At 70.0% G+C, this 19,493-nt stretch carries 22 protein-coding genes and 1 pseudogene; 9 read left to right on the top strand and 14 right to left on the bottom strand.

Features of this window, described 5'->3' with window-relative positions; translation table 11 throughout:
• Positions 1-41 precede the first annotated feature (41 nt).
• Complete coding sequence (locus tag QRN44_RS06145; RefSeq protein WP_285038579.1) at positions 42-1,703, top strand: RecQ family ATP-dependent DNA helicase; 1,662 nt, start codon at positions 42-44, stop codon at positions 1,701-1,703.
• On the opposite strand, the gene QRN44_RS06150 is transcribed toward QRN44_RS06145, so the two are convergent.
• The 8 genes from QRN44_RS06150 to QRN44_RS06185 all read right to left on the bottom strand — a co-directional run bounded on the left by QRN44_RS06150 (position 1,653) and on the right by QRN44_RS06185 (position 7,562).
• Positions 1,653-2,162, bottom strand: coding sequence for an NUDIX domain-containing protein (locus QRN44_RS06150; protein WP_285038580.1), 510 nt, complete (start codon positions 2,160-2,162; stop codon positions 1,653-1,655). The two genes, QRN44_RS06145 and QRN44_RS06150, sit on opposite strands and share 51 nt — an antisense overlap.
• 41 nt (positions 2,163-2,203) lie before the next feature.
• Positions 2,204-2,719: an ASCH domain-containing protein gene (locus tag QRN44_RS06155; protein WP_502928626.1), complete on the bottom strand. Its 516-nt coding sequence runs from the start codon at positions 2,717-2,719 to the stop codon at positions 2,204-2,206.
• 45 nt (positions 2,720-2,764) lie between these two features.
• A complete protein-coding gene (locus QRN44_RS06160; protein WP_285038581.1) occupies positions 2,765-3,334 on the bottom strand; it encodes a hypothetical protein in 570 nt (189 codons plus the stop codon).
• A 38-nt stretch (positions 3,335-3,372) separates the two neighbouring features.
• Positions 3,373-4,533 (bottom strand): hypothetical protein, encoded by a 1,161-nt coding sequence (locus tag QRN44_RS06165; RefSeq protein ID WP_285038583.1) that lies wholly within the window; start codon positions 4,531-4,533, stop codon positions 3,373-3,375.
• Positions 4,534-4,577: 44 nt separating this feature from the next.
• Positions 4,578-5,474 (bottom strand): oxidoreductase, encoded by an 897-nt coding sequence (locus tag QRN44_RS06170; RefSeq protein WP_285038584.1) that lies wholly within the window; start codon positions 5,472-5,474, stop codon positions 4,578-4,580.
• On the bottom strand, positions 5,471-6,667 hold the full coding sequence (locus tag QRN44_RS06175) for a M20/M25/M40 family metallo-hydrolase (protein ID WP_285038585.1): 1,197 nt from the start codon (positions 6,665-6,667) through the stop codon (positions 5,471-5,473). The genes QRN44_RS06170 and QRN44_RS06175 overlap by 4 nt, the downstream gene beginning before the upstream one ends.
• A gap of 54 nt (positions 6,668-6,721) precedes the next feature.
• Positions 6,722-7,201, bottom strand: a complete 480-nt coding sequence (locus QRN44_RS06180; RefSeq protein ID WP_121291180.1) for a hypothetical protein — start codon at positions 7,199-7,201, stop codon at positions 6,722-6,724.
• 214 nt (positions 7,202-7,415) lie between these two features.
• Positions 7,416-7,562: a hypothetical protein gene (locus QRN44_RS06185; RefSeq protein WP_157579891.1), complete on the bottom strand. Its 147-nt coding sequence runs from the start codon at positions 7,560-7,562 to the stop codon at positions 7,416-7,418.
• A gap of 100 nt (positions 7,563-7,662) precedes the next feature.
• Here QRN44_RS06185 and QRN44_RS06190 point away from each other — a divergent pair, with 100 nt between their 5' ends.
• Complete coding sequence (locus QRN44_RS06190) at positions 7,663-7,890, top strand: RNA-binding S4 domain-containing protein (protein ID WP_064295072.1); 228 nt, start codon at positions 7,663-7,665, stop codon at positions 7,888-7,890.
• Between the two features lie 31 nt (positions 7,891-7,921).
• Here the strand turns inward: QRN44_RS06190 and QRN44_RS06195 are convergent, their stop codons facing one another.
• Positions 7,922-8,761: a hypothetical protein gene (locus QRN44_RS06195; protein WP_285038587.1), complete on the bottom strand. Its 840-nt coding sequence runs from the start codon at positions 8,759-8,761 to the stop codon at positions 7,922-7,924.
• 213 nt (positions 8,762-8,974) lie between these two features.
• On the opposite strand from QRN44_RS06195, the gene QRN44_RS06200 reads away from it, so the two are divergent.
• From QRN44_RS06200 to QRN44_RS06220, 5 genes are all read left to right on the top strand, one after another.
• On the top strand, positions 8,975-9,157 hold the full coding sequence (locus tag QRN44_RS06200) for a hypothetical protein (protein WP_064295074.1): 183 nt from the start codon (positions 8,975-8,977) through the stop codon (positions 9,155-9,157).
• A complete protein-coding gene (locus QRN44_RS06205; RefSeq protein ID WP_285038589.1) occupies positions 9,154-12,135 on the top strand; it encodes a helix-turn-helix transcriptional regulator in 2,982 nt (993 codons plus the stop codon). The genes QRN44_RS06200 and QRN44_RS06205 overlap by 4 nt, the downstream gene beginning before the upstream one ends.
• Positions 12,136-12,348: 213 nt before the next feature.
• Positions 12,349-13,317 carry a ketopantoate reductase family protein gene (locus QRN44_RS06210; RefSeq protein ID WP_285038591.1) on the top strand — a complete coding sequence of 323 codons (969 nt, stop codon included), beginning with the start codon at positions 12,349-12,351 and terminating at the stop codon, positions 13,315-13,317.
• A complete protein-coding gene (locus QRN44_RS06215; protein ID WP_158596582.1) occupies positions 13,314-13,847 on the top strand; it encodes a TetR/AcrR family transcriptional regulator in 534 nt (177 codons plus the stop codon). Before QRN44_RS06210 ends, QRN44_RS06215 begins: the two co-directional genes overlap by 4 nt.
• Before the next feature lie 45 nt (positions 13,848-13,892).
• Positions 13,893-14,435, top strand: a complete 543-nt coding sequence (locus QRN44_RS06220) for a GNAT family N-acetyltransferase (RefSeq protein WP_285038593.1) — start codon at positions 13,893-13,895, stop codon at positions 14,433-14,435.
• Positions 14,436-14,499: 64 nt separating this feature from the next.
• Here the strand turns inward: QRN44_RS06220 and QRN44_RS06225 are convergent, their stop codons facing one another.
• The 4 genes and pseudogenes from QRN44_RS06225 to QRN44_RS06240 all read right to left on the bottom strand — a co-directional run.
• Complete coding sequence (locus tag QRN44_RS06225) at positions 14,500-15,330, bottom strand: tetratricopeptide repeat protein (protein WP_285038594.1); 831 nt, start codon at positions 15,328-15,330, stop codon at positions 14,500-14,502.
• A gap of 147 nt (positions 15,331-15,477) precedes the next feature.
• Positions 15,478-15,648 carry a hypothetical protein gene (locus QRN44_RS06230; protein WP_167620428.1) on the bottom strand — a complete coding sequence of 57 codons (171 nt, stop codon included), beginning with the start codon at positions 15,646-15,648 and terminating at the stop codon, positions 15,478-15,480.
• Between the two features lie 101 nt (positions 15,649-15,749).
• The gene (locus QRN44_RS06235) at positions 15,750-16,469 is read right to left on the bottom strand and encodes a tyrosine-protein phosphatase (RefSeq protein WP_285038595.1); all 720 of its coding nucleotides are present in this window, start codon (positions 16,467-16,469) and stop codon (positions 15,750-15,752) included.
• A gap of 75 nt (positions 16,470-16,544) precedes the next feature.
• Positions 16,545-16,649 (bottom strand): annotated as a pseudogene (locus QRN44_RS06240) (acyl-CoA desaturase); the annotation flags it as partial.
• 146 nt (positions 16,650-16,795) lie between these two features.
• Here QRN44_RS06240 and QRN44_RS06245 point away from each other — a divergent pair.
• Positions 16,796-17,374: a TerD family protein gene (locus QRN44_RS06245; protein ID WP_064295082.1), complete on the top strand. Its 579-nt coding sequence runs from the start codon at positions 16,796-16,798 to the stop codon at positions 17,372-17,374.
• A 30-nt stretch (positions 17,375-17,404) separates the two neighbouring features.
• Here QRN44_RS06245 and QRN44_RS06250 read toward each other — a convergent pair whose 3' ends face one another.
• Complete coding sequence (locus QRN44_RS06250) at positions 17,405-18,910, bottom strand: SulP family inorganic anion transporter (RefSeq protein ID WP_285038596.1); 1,506 nt, start codon at positions 18,908-18,910, stop codon at positions 17,405-17,407.
• A 212-nt stretch (positions 18,911-19,122) separates the two neighbouring features.
• Between QRN44_RS06250 and QRN44_RS06255 the strand changes: the two genes are divergently transcribed.
• Positions 19,123-19,476: a MerR family transcriptional regulator gene (locus tag QRN44_RS06255; protein ID WP_121291167.1), complete on the top strand. Its 354-nt coding sequence runs from the start codon at positions 19,123-19,125 to the stop codon at positions 19,474-19,476.
• Positions 19,477-19,493: the final 17 nt, after the last annotated feature.

The raw sequence follows: 19,493 nt of genomic DNA on the forward strand, positions 1-19,493 counted from the left end.
GCGGGCTCGACAGGTCGGTGCGCGGAGGTACCGTCACAGGCATGGGTTCCTCTCGTACGTCCGCCGGTTCCGTCGATCGCATCGCTCGCGATGACTTCGGATGGGAGACGTTCCTGCCGGGACAGCGGGAGGCGATCCAGTCGGCCGTCGCGGGGCGCGACACGCTGCTCGTCCTCGCCACGGGCGGCGGGAAGTCGGCGGTCTACCAGGTCGCCGGCGCCCAGCGCGGTGGCGTGACCCTCGTCATCTCCCCGCTGGTCGCGCTGCAGGCCGATCAACTCGCCTCGATCGAGGCGGCGCCTGCCGCCCCTCCGGCCGTCGCACTCAACGGCTCGCTCGGGCCGCATGCGATCGCGGAGGCCTGGGAGCGCATCGACGAGCGCGGGCCCGTCTACGTGCTGCTGGCTCCGGAACAGCTCGCGAACGAGGAGACCGTCGCCCGGCTCGGCGCGGCCGGTGTCTCACTCATGGTCGTCGACGAGGCGCACTGCGTCTCCTCGTGGGGAACCGACTTCCGACCCGACTACCTGCGCCTCGCAGACGTCCGCCGCGAACTCGGCGATCCGCCGGTGCTCGCCATGACGGCCACCGCATCCGGCCCCGTCCGCGCCGAGATCATCGAACGCCTGCGCATGCACGATCCGGACGTCCAGGTGCACGGCGTCGACCGCCCGGAGATCCGCCTCGTCGTGCACCGGCACGAGAGCGAAGCGGAGAAACGAGCCGCGGTCGTCGACGAGGCCCGCGCCTGGACGGCGCCCGGACTGGTCTACGTGGCGACGCGCCGCGACACCGAGCGGTACGCCGAGGAGATCGCGGCCGAAGGACGACGGGTGGCCCCGTACCACGCAGGCCTGAAGACCTCGGAACGTCGCGCCGTCCACGATCGCTGGCGAGCCGGCGAGCTCGACGTCGTCGTCGCGACCTCGGCGTTCGGGATGGGGATCGACCGCGCCGACGTGCGCTTCGTCCTCCACGCCACGACGACCGAGTCACTCGACGCCTACTACCAGGAGGTGGGCCGGGCCGGACGGGATGGCGAGCCTGCCACCACCGCGCTCCACTACCGCGCGGAGGATCTCGGTCTCCGTCGTTTCTTCACCAAGCGTTCGGTGTCGGAATCCGCACTGCGCGCCGTCTGGCGGGCCGTGCGCGCCGCTCCGGGTTCGAGCGTCGGCGATCTGGCCGAGCATCTCGATCGGCCGCGCCGCACGGTCGCCCGCCTCGTCAACGATCTCGCAGACGCCGGCCTCGTCGACACCGCCGACGGCGTCCGGGCGATCGACGAGATCGGTCCGAAGCGCGCGATCGGCGCTGTGCGCCAGACGCTCGAGTCACGCGAGCGGATCGCTGAATCGCGGCTTGCCATGATGCGCGCCTACGCCGAGACGTCGCACTGCCGCCGGCGGGTCCTGCTGGAGTACTTCGGTGTCGAGGCCCCGGAGTGGTGCGGGAACTGCGACGGCTGCGAACGGCATGAGGCACACCAGGAGGAGGAGCGCGTCGGGTCCGGAGATGCCGCCGCCGATTCGCCGCTGCATGTCGACCAGGCGGTGCACCACGAGGAGTTCGGTCCCGGCACCGTGATGGGTGTCGAGCCGGATCGCGTCACCATCTTCTTCGATGCCGAGGGCTACAAGGTCGTGGCGCTCTCAGCGCTCGAGACCGGCGTCCTCACCACCCGCGAGCTCGCCTCGGCCTGAGCACGGCAGATCCACGCTTGCGTCGTCGATGACGCGATCGATCCAGGCGCGCCGCGGCAGCGTCGGGATCTCGTCACGGGCGAACCAACCGAGTTCGAGCAGCTCCTCGGGGTCCGCGGTCGCCTCACCGAGGAGCTCGCAGTCGTAGGCGGTGGTGACGTACCCGACGTGGTCGCCGTTCGGGTAGCGCACCATCATCGGTTCACCGCCGTACACCCCGACGATCCCGCGGATGCGGACCCGGGCGCCGGTCTCTTCGAGGACCTCGCGGAGCAGGGCGTCGGCGGGCTCCTCGCCCGGCTCGACGCCGCCGCCGATCAGACTCCAGAGGCCGGAGTGGTGATGGCGACCGAGGAGGAACCGGTCCCCGTCGCGGATCACCGCGGTGACCCCGGGGAGCATGAGGAACCCGGTCCCGATGTGGGAGCGGATCGAGGCGACGTAGTCGGACATCGGCATGCGGGGAGTCTACGGAACCGGCCTGATCGATCGGCGAGACCTCAGTCCGCGTGCTCCGGCGGCCACACCACGGCGAAGTGTTCGAAGACGATCTCTTCGGACTCCGACCACACCGCACCCCGGGCCGCAGTGGTCCGCTCCCAGTAGCGTCGATGTTCGCGCTGCCAGCTCTCGAGCGTGCGGTCGTCCTCGCCTTCGGCGAACGCGAAGGCGGCGTCGGCACTCCCGAACGGACCGATGCGCAGTGCGACGCTCCGGATGATGATCCGCGGAGCACCGGTGCTATCGCACGCGATCCAGTGCGAACCGATCCGCGGAAGCGGGTCCCCACGATGCGCGAACTCGGAGACGAGTTCGGCGGTGGCCCGCTTCCGTCCGGTCAGGACGATGTCGAGGAGCTCATCGGCGAGCCGGGCCGTGTCACCGAAGTGCTCGACCGTGTAGTCGGCCTCGTCGACGCCCATGCCGCCGCGATGCTCGGCGTACGCCTGCCACATCGTCCTCGCGGCATCGACGTCGGGGGCGGCGACCGGGCTGGCGGCGTGTGCGGAGTCCATACATCCGATCGTGCCAGACCATCCGACAGACCCGTCGACCACGGTTCAGCGCAGGCGGCCTCCGGTGAACGCGTTCGTCGCGGCGAGGACGGTGTCGACGGGTGTGTCGATCGCCACCTCGCCGACCTGGAACCCGAGCTTGCCGAGCGCGGCGAAGGACCGTGGCGGGAGGGTCGTCGAGACGCCCGGAGACTGCGCGGTCAGGCCGGGCACGAGGTGGAAGGTCAGGATCCGCCACTTGCCGCGTGAGCGGACCGAGATGCGCTCGATCGCGCCCCACGGGAGGAAGACCTCGCCCTGCGGGATGCTGCCGCGGAGGCCGTTCGTGTCGAGCGTCAGCACGGTACGAGCCACCGACTGTGCTCCGCGGACCGTCGCGAACTGGACCACGGCGAACAGCATGAGCCAGGAGACGACACTGAAGGACAGCCCGGCCAGCATGCCGAGGGTGAACCCTCCGGTGGTCGTGGTCAGCACGGCGAGGAGCATCCCGAGCATCGGGACCAACGCCGCTCCGATCAGCGTGAGCACGAACGCCGGGCGGGTCGCCCGCTCCGTCCGGGCCGGGGCGGATCCGACGACCAGCGGGGGGAATGACGGTGACGCAGCGTTCATGACGACAGTATGCCGTTCGCTCGGAGTGTCCCGGGGCTTCACCGCGCGGTGAGGCCCGAACCGTCCGCGTCAGCGACGAACGAGGTGGTGCCGTAGTCGTCGCCGACACTGAACATGATCTCCGGCGGCCCGGCCGGGCGACCGAAGGCGGGACTGTGGACGTCGTCGTCGGTCGCGCGGACCACGTAGGCGAGGGCGTCGCCGACGGGCCGGTCGACCTGCTCGGCACCGTCATGCATCAGCGTCCAGACGCGGTCGAGCGCGACATCCGTCCAGGAGAACTGCTCGGCCGTCGACTCGGGCTGCGAGGTCGCCGCGCCGTCGTTGGTGACGGCTCCGTCCCGGTAGGTCCAGCGGTCGGTCTTCGTGTCACCAGCGGACAGTGGGGCCTCGACGATGATGAAGTCGGCCGCCACCGTGATGGAGGCCACGCGGTCGTGACCGATCGCCTCCTCGAGCGCCCGCTGAGCGTCGGCGAGCGCCTCCGGTCGGCGCAGATCCGGTCGGAGCCGGCCATCCTGCATGGCGGCGAACGACTGCCCGACCGCCTGGTGGAACGGCGCGACGACGACCGTCGCCGCAGCGATCGCCACGACCGCGAAGAGGGCGAACCGTGCGGGCCGGGCCGCGCGACCGACGCCGAGCAACGGCCCCCGTCGGACGCCGTCGACGATGCGGCGGTGCGGCTCGACGGGGATGAACGGGACGGACCCACGCCCAGGCACGCGCAGACGCGCCCGTTCCGCCGGTGAGAGCTCACCTTCGTCGATGAACGCGACCTCCGGTCCACCGTCGAGCAGGATGGCGACATCACGCTCCGTGCCGGGCTGGAACATCGGGATGGCGGTCAGCGGGACGACGGTGCGCATGGTGCTCGCGAAGGCCGATCCCTGCAGTGGTTGGACGGTCAGGTCGAGCTCGCACAGCGGCTGGTCGTTGATCTGCGTGCCGGTCTGACGGAGCGCGTCGATGCGTGCGACCCCGAGCCGGCGGGCGTCTTTGGCCTGCTGCACGGCCTCCGGAGAAGCACCGATGGCGTTCCCCACCGACCGGGCGATGAGCGTGAGCACGGTGGAGATGATGAAGACGGGGAGTGCGATGCCGGCCACCGTGTACCCGACGGTGGATGGACCGACGGCGATCACGATCACACCACCGACAAGAGCACCGAGAGCCGCGAAGGCGATCAGACGAAGCATGCCTTCGAGCCTATCGGCAGGCTCGATCCCGATGCTGTCGTGGCTCAGCCCGGCCCATCGCTCGCCGCGGCGAGCAACGGCACGACGATGTCGCTGATCGGCGTGGGGATGCCGTGCGCGCTCCCCCGCCGCTGGATCACCGCGTTGCGGACGTCCCATTCGAGCGGTCGCCCCTGTTCGCGGTCGGCGAGGATCGACGTCCCGCGGTCGACCGGAGCGGCACGGAACTGGTCGAGGAGCCGCCGAGGTTCGTCGTCGGTCAACCGCGCACCCTCCGCGCGCGCGACGGCGGCGCATTCCTCGAGGTAGCCGAGCATCAAGCGGCCGATGTCGTCGCGCCGGTACATGCCCGATCGGCGTCCGGTCAACGCCATGAGTCCGGCGGCCGCGTTCTGCAGCAGCTTCCGCCAGGCGAGGGTCGTGAAATCGGTCGAGACTTCGACGGCGCAGCGGGAGCCGCGCAACGCGTCTTCGACGACGAGGGCACCGGGTGCCTCCGGCAGGGACAGGCGCGGCGGGCTCAGCAGGGTGACCGGGCCGCCGGGCTCACGGGTGGCCGGGAACCACACGACCGCGGGGACGACCGTTCCCTCCCGGACGAGTGGCTCCACCATCTCGCGTTGCTCGACACCGTTCTGCAGGACGCACACGACCGTCTCCGGGCCGCACAGCGCGGCGAGCCAGTCCGCAGCGGCAACCGTCTGGGTCGCCTTGACCGCAAGGAACACGAGGTCCACGGTGCCTGGAGACTCGGCTGGATCCGTGACCACCGGCCCGGGGACCGTCACCGTCCCGTCGTCGACCTGGAGCTGGAGTTCCGGCCGCTTCGACCGCCCCGCGATGAACGGCGTCCGTCCCTGTTCGTGGAGCGCTGCGGCGACCACGGTGCCGATCGCGCCCGGCCCGATCACCGCGATGCGGTCGGGTCCCGCGGGCGTCACGCCGCGCCCGATCCGGACAGGGCGTCGCGGGTCGCGGCCATGACCGCTTCCGGGAACCGCCGGAGCTGGTCGAGGTCGACCCATTCCTCCGCGGCGTGCAGTCCGCCACCGGCGGGGCCGCACACGACGGTCGGGATCCCCGCCGCCTGCCAGAGCGCCGACTCCATCCAATACGGCGCTCCGACCGCCGCCGGTAGGGCCTCGACGTCCCGGGAGAGCTCGGCGGCGAGGACGTCGGCGAACCGCGCGGCCGCCCCGTGCTCGTCGGCCTCCCATGCCTCGCGCTGATGGGTCAGCCGGGCGCCCATGCGCAGGCCGGGCATCCGGGCTGCGACCGCGTCGAGCATCGCCTGGACCTCGACCAGGGCGTCCTCAGCGCGTTCACCCGGCAGGGTGCGTCGCTCGATGACGAGGGTCGCGTCGGCGGCGATCGTGAACGGGGCGCTCCCTGCCCGGACCACCGTCGTGGTGAACGAACCGTGGCCGAGCAACGGGTGCGCCGGTCGCCGGTGGAGCTCGTCGCCGGCCCGCTCCACCTCCTGCAGCAGGGCGCCGAGAGCGCGGATCGCATCGACGGCAAGATCAGGCTGTGACGAGTGCGCGGCCGTCCCCTGCAGCGTGACCTCGACGACCGCGTACCCCCGGTGCGCCGACACACGGTCCAACCACGTGGGCTCGGCGATGAGGCACACGTTCGCCGTCACACCACGATCGGCGAGGTGTCGGAGGACGGCAGCGGCCCCCACGCTCGCGTCCTCCTCGTCGGCGACGCCCGTGAAGACGACCGCGCCGGAGTGGTCGGTCGCGGCGAGTCGCTCCGCAGCGACGATCAGCCCCGCCAAGCCGGACTTCATGTCGCTGGCGCCGCGTCCGAAGAGCTTGCCGTCCGCGATCCGCGGGCTGAAGGGGTCGACCATACCCTCGACCCCGACGGTGTCGAGATGGCCGTTGAACACGACCGTCGGCCCCGGCTGCGATCCCGCGTGCACGGCCACGACGCTGACGCGCTGCGGGTCCTCCGGCGCCGGAACGAGGTCGACCACGAAGCCGGCTTCCCCGAGTCGCTGCGCGACCACCGCCGCGATCCGCCCTTCTCCGGGAGCCCCTGGGACGAGGCTCGGACTGACGGAGTCGATCGAGATGAGCAGGCGGGCGAGCTCGAGCGCGTCGTCGCCGGGGCTGAGGTCGGACATGCCACGACGATAGCGGGATGCCCGGCCCGCGCGTGAGCGGTCAGGGCCTCGGCGTCACTCCGCCTTCGGTGCGCGCCACGTGCCCGCTCCACCGAAGGACACCGACTCGAGCGTCGCACCCTCCGGCACCATGATGAGCTGGCACCCTTCCGCCTTGCCGTCGGACACCTCGCCGAGACCGGTGCAGTCGAAATCCCCACCGAAGTTGAGGACGTTGATGGGCGACGCCTCACCGTCCGACGCCTTGGCCTTCCAGAAGTTCTCGTCGAGGTCGCCCTCCGAGCCGTCGTTGAAGGCCACCTCGTACGTCACGAAGTAGGGCGTCTGGCCGGCGAGCTCGTCGAGTTCGAGCGCGGCGACGTCCTCCGCGGTCCGCTGCTCGATCCCCGTGACCGTCATCGTCCCTTCGGAGATCCGGACCTCATCGCCGATCTCGCCGCCCGAGCTCCCACATGCGCTCAGGAGCAGCAGTGCGGGAACGGCCAAGGCTGCTGCCGAGGTGCGGATGATGCGCTGCCGGTATGTGTACCCCATGGTGATGTCCCCCTGATCGACGGTTGTTGTTCTCAGGGTCCAGATTGGGGCACACCACGACGGCGGCTCAATGGGGACTGCTCCCCACCGCTTGCCGGTCGAGGTCGACACCCGGGCGGATCGCGGCGAGGCTGAAGACCAGAACAGGCGCCCGTCTCCGTGAGGGGACAGACGCCTGAGCGCATCACCGACCGCGACGGGCCGCTGATCAGGACTAGCGGTTCTTGACCCGCGTGACCGCGTCGGTGTTCTCCGAACGCGCATTGCCGGCCTTCTTGTCGGCCTTGGCGGTGCGCTTCTCCTTCAGCGTCTTCGCCGGTGCGGTCTTGCCGCCTTCTTTCCGTGCGGACTTCTCGCCCATGATGGTGCTCCTTTGCGAGTCACGGTGACCCGGTACCGCTGAGGGTACAGCCACATCCTGTCCCCCGGTCCAGCCGCCGCATCCTTGTTAGCATTCGGGGATGACGAACCCGACACAGATCACCGATGTCCCGATCGGCGGCGAGGGCATCCGACTCGGGCAGTTCCTGAAGTTCGCCGGTCTGCTCGACTCCGGCGGAGACGTGAAAGCGGCGATCGCCGACGGCGCGGTGCGGGTCAACGGCGAGATCGATCGCCGACGCGGCCGGCAGTTGCAGCTCGACGACGTCGTCTCCCTCGAGGGGCGCAGCGTTCGCGTCCGCCCCTGAACGTCCGGTACCTGGACACCGACCCGCACGCTCAGCCCGAGGTGGTCGCCGACCCTGCGACCGCGCCCGACTGGAGGGTCGAGGGGAACGTCAGCGTGGCCGCCCACCACACGTCGGATTCGGGCAGGTGCACGACGACGATCCCGTCCTCCGTCGCCCGCTGGCTCACCCGGTAACCGGGGATCCGTGGCGGGAAGCCGGACACGGCGGCCGTGTGACTCGCCGGTACGGTGAGCGACGCCTGTTCACCGACCCGGAGCCCGTCGGAGCTCCACTCGATCCTGCCCGTCAGTTCCAGGACCTGTCGTCGACCGTTGCGGCCCGTCGCGCGGGGTACCGCCCCACTCAATGCGAACACGACGTCCGGCTGCCGGGTTCCGGGGCGGAACGCGAGCAGTCGGATGCTGTTGCGCACCGCGATGACGGACCACCAGGCGAGCAGTGCGGTGAGGAGCGACATCGTCACCGCCCAGAACCACTGCCAGAAGTCCGGGCCGGCCGGCGCCTCGAGCGTGACCTCGCCGGTCTGGTCGCGGACCCAGATGTCGAGCGTCTCGCCCACCTGGATCGTGTCACTGCGGATCTCGTCCGATCCGGCCGTCCCGGGCACCTCGTAGGTCACCGTGACGGTGCGGTACTCCTCCCAGTGCTTGCTGCGTCGGCTGCCTTCGAGCACCCGCTCCGTACCCTCGTCGACCACCTGTCCGGTGGTCGTCGTGTAGCTCGCCGTGAGGTCGGCGGCGAGGTCCCTGACGTTCCCGAACCCGATGAACCCCGCGACGGCCGTGAGGAAGATGAGGGTGATCACCAGGACGGTGCGCCCTCGTACCGCGCGATTCAGGTAGGTGCGGTCGATCGTGGTCGTGCTCACTGCAGCCCTCCGGTTCTGGCCCGCTTCGGGCCGACACCGACTCTAGGAGGGATCGGCCGCGTCGGACGATGGGGAGGACTCCCCAGGTCGACGGCGGTTCCGACCGCGCCGGTCCCGGCCATCTAGGGCAGTTGCCCGAGGTAGGGCACGGGCCTCAGCGAGGAACGTGAGTGGTCGAGCACGGGGATCCGCCCCGTGCTCAGCGGAGGAGCCATGTTGATCACGAGCGCGAGTCACAGCCCGTTCACGTCCGTCGAGACGAGACGGTTCATCGAGCAGGAACTCCAGCGGGATCTCGAGCGGGAACGTCGCCGCCGGGAACGACGACTGGAGGAGCAGCGGCGACTCGCGGACGCCGCGGCCGATCGTGACGAGGGTGGGACCATGGAGTGGTGAGCCTGCCCACCACCAGCCCGACGATGATCGGGCGCGCCTCCGATCTTCGAGCGCTCCAGGCCGTGTTCGACGCCGTCGCCGCGGGTGAGTCGCGCAGTGTGGTCCTGAGCGGCGAGGCCGGTATCGGCAAGACGCGCCTGCTCACCGAGTTCACGCGGTCGGTCCGGTCGTCGGCGCTCGTCGTCACGGGCCAGTGCGTGGACCTCGGTGACGTCGCCGCGCCCTATGCACCGGTCCTCGGCCTCATGAAGGACCTCGTCGCGCAGCGCGGGCGCGACGCGGTGCTGGAGGCTGCGGGTCCGGGCAAAGCCTCCCTCGCGACGCTGCTGCCATCGCTCGGCCCCGACGCGCAGGACCACCGGGACGGCGGCGTCGGGCGGCTCCACGAGACCGTCGCGGTGCTCCTCGAGGCGCTGTCACGTCAGCAGCCCGTCGTCGTCGCCATCGAGGACGTCCATTGGGCCGACGGTGCGACCCTCAGCCTGCTGGCCTTCCTCGTGCGCGTGCTCTCCGATGCCCGCGTGATGGTCATGCTCACCTTCCGAAGCGAGGACGTCTCCCGCGGGCACCCCCTGCGCGGGTTCCTCGCCGAGCTCGATCGCACGAGGCGCGTCGAGCGGCACACCCTCGAACGGTTGAGCCGCAGCGACGTGCTCCGCCAAGCGATCGCGATCCGCGGAAGTTCCCTCGACACGGTCTCGATCGACAGCGTGTACGCACGGAGCGAGGGCGTTCCGTTCTTCGTCGAGGAACTCCTCGGACTGGAGGTGGACCGGGACGGCGATGGCGACGAACTCCCCGACACCCTGCGCGAGCTCCTGCTGGCGCGCTACGAGCGGCTCGCGCCCGCCACCCAACAGCTGCTGCGCGTGATCTCGGCCGGTGGTGTCTGCGTCGAGCACACCCTCCTGGAGCGGGTGTTCACGGGCGGCCCCGACGCCCTCGACACCGGTGTGCGGGAGGCGATCGGGTCGAACGTCCTCGTCGCGGACGCGACCACGTACGAGTTCCGACACGCACTGGTCCGGGAGGCGATCCACGACGATCTGCTGCCCGGCGAACGGAGCCGGTTCCATGCGGGGTTCGCCGAGGCGCTGGAGGCAGGCGTCGGTGGTGAGCCGGTCGCTGCCGCGGTGTCGCACCACTGGATGCTCGCCCGCGACTTCGGACGGGCCTTCCCCGCGACCGTCCGCGCCATGGAGCAGGCTCACGCTGCATACGCGTACAGCACCGAAGCGCAGCTCGGCGAGCGTCTCCTGGAGATCTGGGACCAGGTGCCCGACGCCGCGGCACTCGTCGGGCGCTCGCGTTCGGAACTCATGCGACGGACGGCGAGCGCCTTGCGGAACGCCGGGTGGACGGACCGGGCGATCGCCATGGTCGACGAGGTGCTCGCGACGCCGGAGGAACGCGACGACCTCGACCAGGCCAAGCTCCTCCGTGACAAGGCGTTCTACCTCGCCAACCTCGGGCGACCGGGCTCGGTGGACCTCCTCGAAGAGGCGCTCGACCGGGTCCCACCGGGCACCCCCGGCGACCTGCGCGGTGTGCTGCTGACGAGCCTCGGCGCACGGCACATGATCATCGGGCGGCTGGAACGGGCGATCGAGTACGCCGACGAGGCCGCCCGGGAGGCCGTCCGCACCGGTTCGGCACGGAACGCCTCGGTCGCGGCGAACATCGGTGGGATCGCGCGCATCCACCACGGCGAACTGGAGAGCGGCAGCAGGATGCTCGCGACCGCCGAGACGCTGGCTGACGGCGACGGCAGCGCCCTCCTCCGGTACCGGGTGAACGCGTCCGACATGGCCAACCTGCTCGGTTCCTACGAGGAAGCGCTCGCGTCGGCATTGGAAGGCGTCGCGCGGGCGAAGGAGCTGGGCGTCGAGCGCAGCTCGGGGCTCATCCTGTCGTCGAACGCGGTCGACCCGTTGGTGGCGCTTGGTCGCTGGGACGAGGCGGAGGAACGGGTCCACCGGGCCCTGGCACTGCAGCCGCCCCTCGCCTTCTCGGTGTACCTGCGCCAGTCGCTGATCCTGCTCACCCTCTGGCGTGGCGACGCCGAGAGCGCGGCGACCCTGTACCGCCGGTGGCGGAAGGGGATGCTCTCCCTGTCCGGCCTGGAGGTGCAGACGCGGTTCGGCGTCGCCCGCGTCGTGATGCAGGTCGGGCTGGCTGCCGGCGACCTCGCCGGGGCCTGGTCGACGGCGGGGGTCGGCGTGTTCGAGGCACCGGACCACCGCCCCATGCCGGCGTACGACCTGCCGGCGCTTGCGGACGCGGCGCGCGTCCTGGCCCGGGTCCGTGTCGCGTTGGCCACCGGCACACTCGACGTGGAGTCCGGACCATTCGCAGGGGTCGACGACGATCGGCTCCGCCAGCTGGAGGAACGCTGGAGGGCACTGCTCGCCGAGGAGCGATTCTGGCCGACCGCGCCACTGTGGAGCGCGCTGGTCGACGCCGAGCTCGGCGGACCGGACGGCACCGGGAACGACGTCGGCGCGTGGGAGGCGGCTCGTGCGATGGCCGAGCATCCGTTCGCACCGGCCGCGCTCGCGCCCTACGCGGCGCTCAGACTGGCAGAGGCGCGCGTGGCAGCCGGTGATCGTCCTGGCGCGCAGGATACGCTCGTCATCGCGGTCGCCGAGGCGGCGACGCTCGGTGCCGGCCTCGTGCTCGACGGTGCGCGGGCGTTGGCGGAGCGAGCGTCGCTGAACCTCGACGGCCGCCCCCGAGCGCGCGGCACCAGCGGCTCCATCGAGTTGACCGCCCGAGAGCGCCAGGTGCTGCAGCTCATCGCGGAAGGCCTGAGCAACCGTCAGATCGGCGAGCGCCTGTTCATCAGCGCGAAGACGGCGAGCGTCCACGTCTCGGCCATCCTGCGGAAGCTCGGCGCGGCGACCCGGACCGAGGCCGCGATGGTCGCCGGAGCGAGCGGATTGCTCGCGGCGAACGCCGGACGCACCGACCGCCCCTGACGTCCGCCCTGGCGGTGAAGCGGGCCCCGGCCGGAATCGAGGGGAAGCCGGCCGGGAACCCCGACAGGGCGAAAGGGTCCTGTCGGGCATCAGCGTAATGACGGGGCGAGACGACACGTGGCCCGTTGCGTTCTTTGGACAGGCGTGTCCGTCTAGACTGAAAAAACCGACACACGTGTCGGATTATGCACACCAGTCAGCAACGGAGAGCACATGCGCATCGTCATCATGGGTCGAGGTGTCATCGGGGTGACCTACGGCTGCGTCCTGCGCGAAGCCGGCCACGAGGTCCAGCACCTCCTTCATGAAGCCGACCCGCAGGCCCGATCGGCGACCACCACGGTCGACCTCCTCGACGGACGCGAGCAGCCACCGGTCGACCGCTCGTTCCGGTATCCGCTCACCCCGGCGACGTTCGATCCGGAGACGGTCGACCTCGTCCTCGTCTCCGTTCCGGCCGAGGCGCTCGCCGGTGCGATCGAGTCGCTCCGTCGCCACGGACTCGATCGACGTCTCCTGCTCATGGGCGGGTTCTGGGGGTCCCGCGAGGAACTGCAGGCGCTCGTGGGCCACGACGACCACCTCCTCGGCTACCCGATCGCCGGCGGCAGACGTGACGCGGAACTCGTCGAGAGCGTCCTCTTCGACAGCGTCCGGTTGGCGCCGGCATCCGCTCACACCACCGCCCTTCACGCAGCGGCCTCGCAGGCGTTCCATGACGCCGGTCTGACGGCGGAGCGGTCGCCTCGAATGCTCGAGTGGCTCTGGGTGCACCAGGCGGTCAACGCGGGGATCATCTCCGCGATCGCGTCCGATTTCCGACCGGGCGATGAGATCGGCGACGTCGTCTCGCGGGCGTTGGCGAGCCCGCGAACCCTCGCTCGGGGCATCGGCAACATCCGTGAATGCCTCCGGGTCGTGCAGGCCCGCGGGGTCCGGCTCCGCCACCACCTGCGGGACATCGCGCCGTTCACGCTCCTGCCGAAGGCGCTCGCCGCACGCGTCATGGTCCTCATGTTCCGGAATGACGTCCTCAGTCGGCGCATCATGGAGCTGCACCACAACACGGACGATATCCTGGCGCTCATGTCGGAAGTCCACGTGTCGGCCATCGAATCGGGTGTCCCCGTCCCCGCATTCACCCGCGACCTCGGTCGCGCGCGGGACGCCCTCGCCTCGTGAACGCGCTCAGCCCGACGTCGTCACGCGCCCGCGAACACCTGAGGCAGGCCGCTGTCGCCGAGTTCCGGGAACGTGGCTTCTGGCGGACGACGATGGATCACGTCCGACTGGCGGCGGACGTCTCACGCGGAGGCCTGTACTACCAGTACGCCAACACCGAGGAGATCCTGCTCGACGCGCTTGCGCACGAGCGCTCAGGGGACGAGGCGAACGACCTCGAGGGTTTCCTCACCGAACAGGCGACCGCGCTCCACGACGTCGACGCGACCCTCCGCCCGATCGTCTACGAATACGTCCTCGGTCTGCCCGCCGACCATCGTCGCGCACTCCTCACGGAGCAGTTCCGGCAGGCCGAAGGGGTGGTGGTCGGGATGCTCGGCGAGGTCTCCAGCGCCGACGACCGGGCGTTCCGCGCTCGTCAGATCGTCAGGCGCCTCGAAGGACTGTCGATCGCGGCCATGGCGGGAGCACTCGACGACGCGGACCTGGAACGCGAGCTGGCCGACCTCCGCACCCTGGCTGCGGGATGAGCCGGCGTGCCCTGCGATGATGCGCCGTGTTGCGATACTGGGCGGATGTCACCGTTGAGCCTGCAACCGCTCGAACGCCCACGGGACGACGACGCGTTCGTCGAGTTCCTGAGCGCACACGAGTTCCCGTTCCACATGCAGCCGCGACCGACCGCGGAGGAGGCTCGCAAACGCCTGACCTCCGGCATCGTCGACGGGCCCGGTGCCTTCGGATGTTGGGTACTCGCAGACGGCGAGGTGGTGGGAATCATCACCCTCGAGGACCTCGAGGACGACACGGCGTTGATCGACCTGCGGCTCGCCGAAGACACGCGAGGGCGCGGGATCGGAACGGCGATCCTGCCGGTCATCGTCGCCGAGGTCTTCGGGCGGTTCCCGTCCGTCCGGAAGCTCGAGGGGCAGACCCGCGAGGACAACGTCGCCATGCGTCGCGCCTTCCGTCGGGCCGGCTGGGTGAAGGAGGCCCACTACCGCGAGGGCTGGCCAGTGGCCGGCGGACAGCCAGTCGCATCGGTCGCCTACGCGATCCTCCGGAGCGACGTGCAGTCGGGCACGACGACGCCGGTCCCCTGGGACGACGAGCCGTGAACCTGGCCCGCGCCCATCGCCGGGTAGGAGCGCCGAGGACGACCCTGACGCGGACCTTCCGCCGTCAGCCGGGGAGCTCCCACGAGGGATCGCGCAGGAGCGTGGTCGCATACCCGTCGCCGCGCGCTGCCGCGATCTCGTAGGCCTGTCTTGCTGCGGCATCGTCGCCGAGTGTGTGGAGCAGGTTGCCGAGACTGCGAGCCGAGCGGGCATCTCCGACAGCCATCGCCCGGAGATAGGCTTCCTGCGCCCGTTCCACATCGTCCGCCCACCAATGGATGTCCCCGAGCACGGCCAACGCGTCCGGGTCGTCTGCTCTCACCTGGTCCTGCAGGAGAGCGACCGCATCCTCCACATGACCGAGTTTCGCGATAGCCAACGCGCGCCAACACACCCAGATGTCTTCGCTGTCCCCGACACGGTCGAGATAGGTGAGTGCCTCGTCCATGTGCTCCTCGTCGTCGTAATGGTCCGCGATGAGGCCGCCAAGGATCCCGAACAGCCTCGGGTCCTCCCAGTCGGGGTGGCGGGATACGAAGTCGCGGAGCGCTGCTTCGGCCCGCGGATCACCGACCCAATCGAGCGACTGCGCCAGGGCGAACCCGGCGAGATCGAGCCCTGCGGCCGAGGACGCCTCGAAGGCAAGGAGCGCCGCCTGCGGTTCGACGCCGTCCCGGTCCGACCAGGCGAGTTGCCACAGGGCGTAGCCGCAGTCGTACATCGCGTTGGCGAACGACTCCTCCGGGTCGAAGAACGTCTTCCAGCTGTCATCAGCGAACTGATACCCGCGCGCGGACAGGGCGACCCGGACGAGCGCGCAGGCACGCTCCGGCTCACCCTTCGCCCGGAGGTCGAGCAATGCGGCGATGAGCGCTTCCGGCGAGTCGAATCGCATCACTGTCGCGTGTCCTCCTGTTCCGAGCTGTCGGCCATCTCCGCACATCATTGCAGCACTGGCGCCCGAGCCAGAGGCAAGGCCGCTCCCCGGGATGACCAGCACTGCGGAGCCGTCTACGAAGACGCACTGCTGGCGCGTACCGCCCTAGCGCCGGTCGTTCAGCGAGCGCTGGACGGCTCCGAACGCGATCGTCCCCACGATGAGGACGAGGCCGATGATCCCGAGCCAGAACAAGCCCTTCAACACGAACCCGACGATCGAGAGAACCGCCCAGAGGACGAGGAGGACGACGATGACGACGGCGAACTTCTGCACGAGAATTGGGTTCCTGTTCCGATGGTGATGTCGACTGCCGGGATCGGATGACGATCAGCCAGGACCCTAGCAGGACGGCCTCTGCGCCAGCCGGAGTTCGGTCACGGCAGGAGGAGCCGACGCAGTCCGGCCCGAGCCGCCTCGTCGAGAGCCAGGGCGTCGAAGACCCCGTCCGCGTCGGCGACGAAGGCTCGCACGTGCGGCGTCACGTCGTCGAGGAAGGCCTCGACCTGTTCCGATGTCCACGACGCCTGGCGGTCGTGGGTCGGGCCGCCGTGGGGTGCCGTCCCCGCCATCGCCCGCACCGATGCCGCGTAGTCGTCGACGATGGCCTCATCGGGGACGCCGACGTTGGCGAGCAGGAGCGCGCTGATCATGCCGGTGCGGTCCCTGCCGGCTGCGCAGTGCACCAGCATCCCGGGTTCGGATGATGCGACCGCGTCGAGCGCACCGCGGACGAGCTCCGGCAGGATACGCACATTGTGCGGCCAGTACTCCGGGGAGTCGAGGATCGGCAGGCACACCGCGCGGAACTCCGGATCGGTCTGATCCTCGGTCGGCGCGAGCGTGATCACCAGCTCGGCTGGAGGACGGACACCCGGGTCGGTTTCGCGCGCTCCGGCCTCATCAGCGCTGCGGAGATCGACCACGGATCGCAGCCCCCATCGCATCGCGGCGTCCCACCCTGCAGCGGTGAGCAGCTCGCGTCGGGGACCCCGCGCGATCCGCCCGCGCGCCGTCAGGCCGGTGGACGACAGCGCGGTCGGCAGACCGCCGAGATCCCTGAGGTTGCGCAGGCCGTCCCAGTCCAGATTCCGCATCCGGCAGAGCGTACCCGAACCGACCGGGCGGCTTCCGACTGCGAGCTAGCGCTTGCTGGTGGTCGGTGAGGTGGCTCAGTGTATGCGGAGCTCGGCGACGAGCGGGCACGCGAACGGATCGCGAGCTCCGAGACCGACGCGGTTGAGGTAGCGGATGACGATCCCGTACGAGCGCAGCAGCGGACGATCGAGAACGCGACGCTCGCCACCGATCACCGCTGCGGCCGAGGGGACTGGCGGATCCTCCACAACCCACTCCAAACTCAGCCGGAACAGGGCAGGATGGAGGTTCGAACATCACCGAGCACTCTCGAAGGAACACACCCATGGCAGGCCTCAGCCTCTCCAAAGGCAACAACCTCTCGCTCACGAAGACCAGCCCAGGGCTGACCATCGCCACGGTCGGTCTCGGGTGGGACCCGCGCACCACCGTCGGCGTCGCGTTCGACCTCGACGCCTCCGCCATCCTCGTCGCCGAGAACGGCAAGATCCGGACCCCTGCGGACTTCATCTTCTACAACCAGATGTCGACGCCCGACGGTTCGGTCGTGCACCAGGGCGACAACCGCACCGGCGAGGGTGACGGCGACGACGAGCAGATCACGATCGACCTCCGCGCTGTGGAGCCCGACGTCTCGCGCATCGTCATCGCGGTCTCGATCCACGACGCCGACAACCGCCGCCAGAACTTCGGCCAGGTCCGCGACGCCTTCTGCCGGGTCATGGACCAGGATCAGCAGGAGATCGTCCGCTACGACCTCACCGAGGACGCCTCCCAGGAGACGGCGATGCTGTTCGCCGAGATCTACCGGTACAACTCGGAGTGGAAGTTCCGTGCCGTCGGCCAGGGCTACACCACCGGCCTGGCCGGCATCGCGGGCGACTTCGGCGTCCCGCTCGACTGAGCCGGACGCAGGAGCCGGCGCGACCGGCGGTCAGTGACCGCCGGTCAGCTTGCCGGCCAGCCGGGCGTGGATCCGCGTGCTCGCGTCGTTCATCCCCTCGATGACGACCCGCTTCCCGCGACGCTCGTACTTCGTGGTGATCGCGTCGAGGGCGGCGACGGTCGACGCGTCCCAGACGTGCGACTGCGAGAGGTCGATGACGATCCGCTCCGGGTCGTCGGCGTAGGCGAACTGCGTCGTGAGGTCGTTGCTGGACGCGAAGAACAGCTCTCCGGTCACGGTGTACCGGGCGGTGGGCGTCGCTGCGGACAGGTCGACCGTGCGTTCGACGGTGGCGAGGTGGGCGACCCGCCTTGCGAACACGACCATCGCGGCGATCACACCGATGACGACACCGATCGCGAGGTTGTGCGTCAGGACCACCACGACGACCGTGGCCACCATGACGACCGTCTCACCGAGGGGCATGGCGCGGAGGGTCCTCGGGTTGATGCTGTGCCAGTCGAAGGTCGCGACGGACACCATGATCATCACTGCGACGAGCGCGGCCATGGGGATGACCGCGACCACGTCGCCCAGCGCGACGACCAGGACGAGCAGGAACACCCCGGCGAGGAAGGTCGAGATCCGCGTCCGCGCGCCCGAGGCCTTCACGTTGATCATGGTCTGGCCGATCATCGCGCAGCCACCCATGCCCCCGAAGAACCCCGAGAGTACGTTCGCGATCCCCTGGCCCAGCGACTCGCGGGTCTTGCCCGACGGGGTGTCGGTGACATCGTCGACGAGCTTGGCCGTCATGAGCGACTCGAGGAGCCCGACCAACGCCATCGCGGCCGCGTAGGGCGCGATGATCGCGAACGTCTCCAGCGTGAACGGCACGTTCGGGATGAACAGGGTCGGCAGGCTGCGCGGCAGTTCGCCCTGGTCGCCGACGGTGGGCACGTTCAGTCCGGTGGCCACCGTCGCCGCGGTGATGAGCACGATCGCGACGAGCGGCGCCGGCACGACACTCGTGAGGCGGGGCATGACGACCATGACCACGATGCCGACCGCGACGAGCGGGTACACGAGCCACGGCACGCCGATGAGGTTCGGCAGCTGGGCGGTGAAGATCAGGATCGCCAGTGCGTTGACGAACCCGACCATGACGCTCCGCGGGATGAAGCGCATGAGCTTCGCGACGCCGAGGAGACCGAGGATCACCTGGAAGACACCGCCGAGGATGACTGTGGCGATGAAGTAGTCGAGGCCGTGTTCGCGGGCGACCGGGGCGATGACCAGGGCGATCGCTCCCGTGGCCGCGGTGATCATCGCCGGGCGGCCGCCGAGGAAGGCGATCGCCACGGCCATGACGAACGAGGAGAACAGTCCGACCTGCGGGTCGACGCCCGCGATGATCGAGAAGGAGATCGCCTCCGGGATGAGCGCCATGGCGACGACGAGGCCCGCCAGCAGCTCCCTGGTGAGGATGCGGGGGCTGCGGAGTGCGGAGAGGACGGTGGCGTCCGATGTGGTGGTTTCTGGGCCCTTGGCCATGGGTGCTCCTGTCGGAGTCGGGGTCCTCGTCGCGAGGACCGGATGGGAATGTCTGGGTCAGGCGCTGCGGTGCGCACGCCACCGACCGCGCGGGGACGTCACGCGCGGGAGAATGGTGGGGAGATGCGGCCCGATCGGCCGCCATCGATAACTCTACCCTAACGTAAGGGTTGATTTGAAGTGAGGCGACCGTGACGAGCGAACCGACCACCATGCACATCGGCGAACTGGCCGAGCGCACCGGACTCTCGCTCCGCACGCTGCGGCACTACGACGACGTCGGCCTGGTCTCGGCCTCAGCGCGCACGGAGGGCGGCTTCCGCTTGTACACGCAGGACGACTACGACCGCCTCATCCTCATCCGGCGCATGAAACCACTCGGCTTCTCCCTCGAGGAGATGGCAGAGCTCCTCCGGGTGATCGACGCCATGGACACCGCACCCGACGACGACACCCGCGCGATCCTCGACGGCTTCATCACCGACGCGGCCGAGCGTCGCGCGAAGCTGCAGCAGCAACTCGCGATGGCGGACGAGTTCGTGTCACTCCTCGAAGCCCGCCGCTGAGGACACCCCCGGCTCCT

Source organism: Plantibacter sp. lyk4-40-MEA-4 (assembly GCF_030209415.1).
GTDB classification, from domain to species: domain Bacteria; phylum Actinomycetota; class Actinomycetes; order Actinomycetales; family Microbacteriaceae; genus Plantibacter; species Plantibacter flavus_A.